5 protein-coding genes are annotated in these 6,992 nt (G+C 73.2%); 1 reads left to right on the forward strand and 4 read right to left on the reverse strand.

What is annotated here, in order from left to right; all coding sequences use genetic code 11:
- Window positions 1-19: 19 nt before the first annotated feature.
- The 4 genes from ACWGIU_RS24595 to ACWGIU_RS24610 form a co-directional block, all read right to left on the reverse strand.
- Window positions 20-2,434: a transglutaminase family protein gene (locus ACWGIU_RS24595; RefSeq protein ID WP_453709140.1), complete on the reverse strand. Its 2,415-nt coding sequence runs from the start codon at window positions 2,432-2,434 to the stop codon at window positions 20-22.
- Window positions 2,431-3,807, reverse strand: coding sequence for a DUF58 domain-containing protein (locus ACWGIU_RS24600; RefSeq protein ID WP_453709142.1), 1,377 nt, complete (start codon window positions 3,805-3,807; stop codon window positions 2,431-2,433). Before ACWGIU_RS24600 ends, ACWGIU_RS24595 begins: the two co-directional genes overlap by 4 nt.
- Complete coding sequence (locus ACWGIU_RS24605) at window positions 3,807-4,817, reverse strand: AAA family ATPase (protein ID WP_202201930.1); 1,011 nt, start codon at window positions 4,815-4,817, stop codon at window positions 3,807-3,809. Before ACWGIU_RS24605 ends, ACWGIU_RS24600 begins: the two co-directional genes overlap by 1 nt.
- A 134-nt stretch (window positions 4,818-4,951) precedes the next feature.
- Window positions 4,952-5,566: a beta-class carbonic anhydrase gene (locus ACWGIU_RS24610; protein WP_453709144.1), complete on the reverse strand. Its 615-nt coding sequence runs from the start codon at window positions 5,564-5,566 to the stop codon at window positions 4,952-4,954.
- Window positions 5,567-5,899: 333 nt separating this feature from the next.
- On the opposite strand from ACWGIU_RS24610, the gene rsmH reads away from it, so the two are divergent.
- On the forward strand, window positions 5,900-6,859 hold the full coding sequence (gene rsmH / locus ACWGIU_RS24615) for a 16S rRNA (cytosine(1402)-N(4))-methyltransferase RsmH (RefSeq protein WP_453709146.1): 960 nt from the start codon (window positions 5,900-5,902) through the stop codon (window positions 6,857-6,859).
- Window positions 6,860-6,992: the final 133 nt, after the last annotated feature.

The following is a 6,992-nucleotide window of genomic DNA, read 5'->3' on the forward strand; positions in this document are numbered from 1 at the left end:
GCTTGAGGCGAAGCGGGCATCAGCCGCGGTTCCTCAGCGGGAGCCGGAGGCGGGCGGCCGTCAGTCGGGCCGATACCGCCGAGGCGACCGCGGACCGGCGGGCCGCGAGGGCCCAGGAGATGCGGGCCGCCGAGCGGGGCAGCAGGAGGGCACGCAGCCGGGGCAGCCGGTCCGCGGACGCCAGCAGGCCCGTGCGGGCCAGCAGTACGTCGTCCGCCAGCTCCGGGTACGAGACCTCGGCCCCCGCGGGCGCGTACAGGGCCCGTTCCACCGCACCGGCGACTCGGTGCACGGCCGCCGCGGGCTCCGGATCCAGGCGGCCCAGATCCACGATCCGGCTCGCCGCCCGGCGCGGGGACAGCGCCTCGTCCGGGAGCACACCCGTGTCCCAGGCCGTGTCCCCCAGTTCCCGCCAGGCCGTCAGGACCTCCCCGGTCGCCAGGCGCCGGGCCCGCAGCCGCGTCCGCCACAGCAACGGGAGCAGGGGCAGGCCCAGCACCGCCACCACGAGCGCCGCCCAGCCGAGGACCGTCGTCACCGACGGCCCGCCGCCGTCGCTCGCGTTCTGCACGGGCGCCGCGGCGCCGCACTCGCCGAGCTTCTTCAGGTTCGGCGGGCACTCGGGGGTCGCCGAGGGCGCCGTCGACGGCTGCGCCGCGCTCTGCGAGGGCAGCGGCGCCGGTGCGGACGGCTGGGTGGCCGGAGTCTGAGCCCGGGAGTACTCCGGGATGTTGATGCCGGAGCGGGGCGTCGGCTCGAAGCGGGTCCAGCCCACGCCCTCGAAGTACAGCTCGGGCCAGGCGTGCGCGTCACGCATCGACACGTTCACATTGCCGTCCGACTGCTTCTCGCCGGGCGTGAAGCCCACCGCGACGCGGGCCGGGATGCCCAGCGAGCGGGACATCGCCGCCATCGAGAAGGCGAAGTGGACGCAGAAGCCCTCCTTGTCGGCGAGGAACCGGGCGACCGCCTGCGGGCCCGTGCCCGAGGCCGTCTTCGTGTTGTAGCGGAACCCGCCGTTCACGGCGAAGTAGTCCTGCAGCTTCACGGCCCGCGTGTAGTCGTCCTTCGCCCCCTGCGTCACCTGGCGGGCCGTCTCGGCGACCACGGGCGGCAGGTTGTCCGGGAGCTTCGTGTACTCCTCCCGGATCGCCGGGTCGGGCTCCGGGGCCTTCTGGAGCTGCTGGGCCGTCGGCTTCAGCAGCAGGCTGCGCACCGTGTACTCGGCGCCCTGGACGTTCTGGAACCTGTCCCGGCCCAGCTGGTCGCCGACCAGGGTCCGGCCGACCGGCTCGAACCGCCACTTGCCGCCGATGTTCACCGAGGTCGCCGGATACGGCATGGGGAGGTAGCGCTGGGTGAAGTAGTCCGCCGCCGAGATGCTGGTGGTGACCTCGACCGCGGTACCGCTGACCGGGGCGCGGAGCCCCGGCGGTTCCGGCAGCTTCTCCGGCACGTCCACCAGGGCCCGTCCGGAGGCCTCCCACTTGACGCCGTTGAACTCGTCCAGGGCGACGATCCGCAGGTACTGCTCGGCCTGCTGCGGACTGTTCGTCCTGTACTTCAGGATCACGCGGTTGTCCTGCGCGTTCAGGTTGCTCTGCAGGGAGACCAGTGGGTTGACCGCCGAGATCGTCCCGCCCGTACCGCTGCCGCTCTCCTCGGCGTCCTGCGTGCCGCCCAGCAACCCGCCACCCAGCGAGGGCAGTACGGCGGGCACCGCCAGCGCCAGGCCCAGGGTCACCGCGCCGATCCGCCGCCCGAACTTCACGGGAGCCGTCGCCTGTCCCCCCGCCCCGTTGCCGAGGCCGGAGTCGGCGGCGCCCCGGCGCGGGGCCGCGCCGAAGACCCGGCCCCACTGGGCGAGCCGGTCGCGGCCCTCGGACAGCAGCAGCATCAGGTAGCCGCAGCCCGCGAGCAGGAAGGAGAACCAGGAGGCCTCACCCCCGCCCGCCAGGCCCGAGGCCACCGAGTACAGCGCCAGCAGCGGCAGCCCGGCCGCGGCGGCCGTCCGCAGGGTCACCGCCAGCGTGTCCACCAGCAGCCCGATCAGCAGCACGCCGGACACCAGCAGCAGCTTGATGCCGTCCGTCAGCGGAGCCGGGATGGCGAACTCGCCCACGTCCCGGATGCCCTGACCGAACAGCGCGCCGAAGTCCGTCACCAGGTACGCCAGCGGCCCGTCGCCGTGGGACTCGCCCTTGCCGGCGTAGAGGAACGCGAGCAGCAGCAGCGACACCAGCGCCTGCGCGGCCACGGTCAGCGCCCGGGCCAGCGGCACCCGCCGGGCCCCGGCGCCCACCGCGCTCTGCACAGCGAGCAGCAGCCCCGCCTGGAGCAGCCAGGCCTGCGAGTCCACCAGCGCGTTCAGCGACCACGAGGTGAGCAGCGTCGCCAGTGCCGCGAACAGCGTCAGTTTCGCCCGCCCGCTCATTCCCGACCTCCGGAGGTTCCCGTACCGACGCGCGCGGTCCCGGCCTGGCGCCACAGTTCGCCGAAGGCCACCCCGGGCGGGGCGGCCAGTGCCGTCCAGCCCGCGTCGCGCAGCCTGAGCAGCCGCTCCTCCAGCGGGGGCACGGCATGGACCGGAGCGGGCTGTCCGCCCCAGCTCGCGGAGTCCAGCACGAAGGCCACCGCACCCGAGGTGCGCTGGCGCATCCGGGCGGCCAGTTCTGTCTGTACGTCGTCCAGGTCGCCGAAGAAGGCGATGAGGAGCCCGTCACCGCCGGCTCCGCCGAAGCCGCCGCTGCCACCGGCGCGCACCGCGTCGTAGGCGCGGGAGAGCCCGGCGCCGTCGGAGTGCCCGACGACCGCGAGGGTGTCCATCATCAGCCCGGCCGCCTCCGCGGACTCCTGCCCGCCGGAGGAGAAACCGCCGCCGCCCTCACCGGGCACCGAGCTGCCGGTATCGGTGAGCAGCCGTGCGGAGAAGCCCTGTTCCAGGACGTGCACCAGGCTGGAGGCGGCCGCCGAGACGGCCCACTCGAAAGCGGAGTCGGGGCCGGCGCCGTCGAAGGCCAGGCGCCGGGTGTCCAGCAGGACGGTGGCCCGGCTGCGCTGCGGCTGCTCTTCGCGGCGGACCATCAGCTCGCCGTAGCGGGCGGTGGAGCGCCAGTGCACGCGGCGCAGGTCGTCGCCGCGCCGGTAGCCCCGGGGAATCACGTCGTCGTCGCCGGCCAGGGCCAGGGAGCGGCGGCTGCCGTCGCCGTAGCCGTTGGACACGCCGGCCAGGCGGACCGGAGGCAGGGGCTCGGTGCGCGGGATGACGGTGAGGGTGTCGTAGGCGCTGAAGGAGCGGGTCAGCTCGACCAGCCCGAAGGGGTCGGAGAGGCGCAGCTGGAGCGGGCCGAGCGGATAGCGGCCGCGCAGGTCGGAGCGGACCCGGTAGGACACCTCGCGGCGGCCGCCGGGCTCGACCCGGTCCAGAACGAAGCGCGGGCGCGGGCCCAGCACGTAGGGCACCCGGTCCTGGAGCATCAGCAGGCCGGTGGGCAGCCGCGAGACGTTGTCCATGCGCAGCTGCACACGGGCCTCGCTGCCCGCGGGTACCCGCCCCGGGCTGAGCCGGCGGCTGCCGGAGACCCGGAAGCGGGTGCGGTGGAGGGCGTAGACGCAGATCAGCGGCAGGAGGGCGAGCAGCAGGCCGACGCGCAGCAGTTCGCCCTGGCCCAGGACGTACGCGCAGGCCGCGGCGGCTATCCCGGCGGCCAGGAACGAGCGGCCGCGAGTGGTCAGCCCGGACAGCGACGCGCGCAGTCCGCCGCCGTCCCCCGGGCCACCGGCGCCGCGCGGGGCACCGGCGCTCATCAGAAGCCCCGGATGCCCGCGCCGGGCGGCATCTCGCCGCGGGCGTGCGCGGCCGGGACGGGAGTGCGCTGCAGGATCTCGCCGACGACCTGCTCGGCGGTGCGGCGGTTCAGCTGGGCCTGCGCGGTGGGCAGCAGCCGGTGCGCGAGGACCGGGGCGGCCAAGGCCTGGACGTCGTCGGGCAGGACGTAGTCCCGGCCGGCGAGCGCGGCGGAGGCCTTCACGGCGCGCAGGAGGTGCAGGGTGGCCCGGGGCGAGGCGCCGAGCCGCAGGTCGGGGTGGGTGCGGGTGGCGGAGACCAGGTCGACGACGTAGCGCCGTACGGGCTCGGCCACGTAGACCTCGCGGACCGCCTCGATGAGCTTGACGATCTCGTGGGAGTGCGCGACGGACGTCAGGTCGTCGAGCGGGGAGACCCCGCCGTGCACGTCGAGCATCTGGAGCTCGGCCTCGGGGCTGGGGTAGCCGACGGAGACGCGGGCCATGAAGCGGTCGCGCTGGGCCTCGGGCAGCGGGTACGTGCCCTCCATCTCCACCGGGTTCTGCGTGGCGACGACCATGAAGGGGCTGGGCAGCGTGTAGGTCGTGCCGTCTATGGTGACCTGGCGCTCCTCCATCGACTCCAGCAGCGCGGACTGGGTCTTCGGCGAGGCGCGGTTGATCTCGTCACCGATGACGATCTGCGCGAAGATCGCGCCCGGCTTGAACTCGAACTCGCGGCGCTGCTGGTCGTAGATGCTGACGCCGGTGATGTCGGAGGGCAGCAGGTCCGGCGTGAACTGGATGCGCTGGACCGAGCAGTCGATGGACTTGGCGAGCGTCTTGGCGAGCATCGTCTTGCCGACGCCGGGTACGTCCTCGATCAGCAGGTGACCCTCGGCGAGCAGTACGGTGAGCGCGAGGCGGACGACCTCGGGCTTGCCCTCGATCACGCTCTCGACCGACTGGCGCACCCGCTCCACCGTGCTGGTCAGATCCGCGAGGCTCGCTCGGTCGTCGTACGTCGTCACCTGGTTCTCCTCGGCCTTTCCCAGGGCCGACGCCCTTGGCGCATGAACCGGCCCACCCCGAAACACGGACACCGACCCGGGGGACCCGGGTGGTGCCATCCCGCATTCTTGACGGCGTTACGGCCTCGTGTCACTCAAGAGCTGGGATCGATCTCCCGCAGGAGCCCGGTGTGCACATCGAAGACGAAGCCTCGCACATCGTCCTTGTGGGGCAGGAAGGGGTTCGTGCGAACCCGCTGCATGGACTGACGGACGTCCTGGTCGACGTCCCGGAAGGCCTCGACGGCCCAGGCGGGACGCTGGCCGACCTCGTCCTCCAGCTCGTGCCGGAAGTCCTCGGTCAGGTTTTCGAGACCGCAGCCGGTGTGGTGGATCAGTATCACCGTGCGGGTGCCCAGGGCCCGCTGGCTGATGGTGAGCGAGCGGATCGTGTCGTCGGTGACCACACCGCCCGCGTTGCGGATCGTGTGACAGTCGCCGAGTTCCAGGCCGAGGGCCTTGTGCAGGTCGAGGCGCGCGTCCATGCAGGCCACCACGGCGACCTGGAGGACGGGGCGCGCGTCCATGCCGGGATCGGAGAACTGCTCGGCGTAACGCTGATTCGCCTCGACCAGCCGGTCGGTGACGGATCCGCCGACGGATGCCTCGGACGCGGACTCGGCAGGCAGGGATGCGGAAGTCGTCATGGGTACGACGTTAATGGTCACGGCGGGTTGTGGCCTCGCGTGAGAGCGGACAAAGAACGTCAACGAGGCTTGTTGTGAGCTAACCCACAGGGGTGGGGGCGAGGCGGCTGTCCGGGTGATTCGCGGCATTTGCCGGTTCAGTCCGAGAGTCGCGCACGGCGCGCGAGGCGGTTCGTTGACCGCGGCGACCGTTGCACTAAAGTGACGCGAACCGGCCGGAGCCCGGCCCTGACCGGCCGCCCGGCCCCCGATGAACACTCCGCGTGCGCGGCGCGTACGTACGGCCCGGCCCTCTCCCGCTCACCGGCCGGCCGGCGCCACCTTCCCCGGCGCCGGTCGCGGATGCGGGAACCAGGTGGTGCGTACGCCTGCCGCGCCGTTATCTGAGAGGGCGCTTTGACTAGCGAGTCCCGACATGTCCCGGTGATGCTCCAGCGGTGCCTGGACCTGTTGGCCCCGGCCCTGGAGAGGCCCGGGGCCGTCGTCGTCGACTGCACCCTCGGCCTCGGCGGCCACAGCGAGGCCCTGCTGACCCGGTTCCCCGAGGCGCACCTGATCGGCCTCGACCGCGACAAGGAGGCCCTGCGGCTCTCCGGCGAGCGGCTCGCGCCCTTCGGCGACCGGGCCACCCTCGTCCACGCGATCTACGCCGACCTCGCCGAGGTCCTGGACGGGCTGGGCATCCCGGCGGTCCAGGGCATCCTCTTCGACCTGGGCGTCTCCTCCATGCAGCTGGACGAGGCCGACCGCGGGTTCGCGTACGCGCAGGACGCGCCGCTGGACATGCGCATGGACCAGACGACGGGCATCAGCGCCGCCGAGGTCCTCAACACCTACGCGCCCGGCGAGCTGGTGCGGATCCTGCGCCAGTACGGCGAGGAGAAGCAGGCCAAGCGGATCGTGTCCGCGGTCGTCCGGGAGCGGGAGAAGGAGCCCTTCACCAACAGCGCCCGGCTGGTCGAGCTGATCCGTGACTCCCTTCCGCAGGCCGCCAAGCGGACCGGCGGCAACCCGGCGAAGCGGACCTTCCAGGCGCTGCGGATCGAGGTCAACGGGGAGCTCTCCGGGCTGGAGCGGGCCATTCCGGCGGCGGTGGACAAGATCGCGGTCGGCGGCCGGATCGCGGTGCTCTCGTACCACTCGCTGGAGGACCGTCTGGTCAAGCAGGTCTTCGCGGCCGGCGCGACCTCCACGGCCCCGCCCGGACTGCCGGTGGTCCCGGAGAAGTACCAGCCGAAGCTGAAGCTGCTCACGCGCGGCGCCGAGCTGCCCACCGAGGAGGAGATCGCCGAGAACCGGCGGGCCGCCCCGGCCAGATTCCGCGGTGTCGAACGCATCCGGGAGGCGCGACTGTGACCAAGGCCGGGAAGGTCGCCACGCTGACCCGCGGGAAGGCCGCCCGCCTCGGCCGGGCGCTCGGCGGCCGCCCGGCCCGCCCGCGTCCCGGCGGGCAGGCGGCCCGGATGCCGTTCGTCCTGCTGGTCGCTGG

The sequence above is a fragment of the Streptomyces sp. NPDC054840 genome (assembly GCF_053611065.1).

Coding starts and splice junctions, on each gene's coding strand:
- ACWGIU_RS24600 (WP_453709142.1), bottom strand. CDS start 3,807: ATGAGCGCCGGTGCCCCGCGCGGCGCCGGTGGCCCGGGGGACGGCGGC.
- ACWGIU_RS24595 (WP_453709140.1), bottom strand. CDS start 2,434: ATGAGCGGGCGGGCGAAACTGACGCTGTTCGCGGCACTGGCGACGCTG.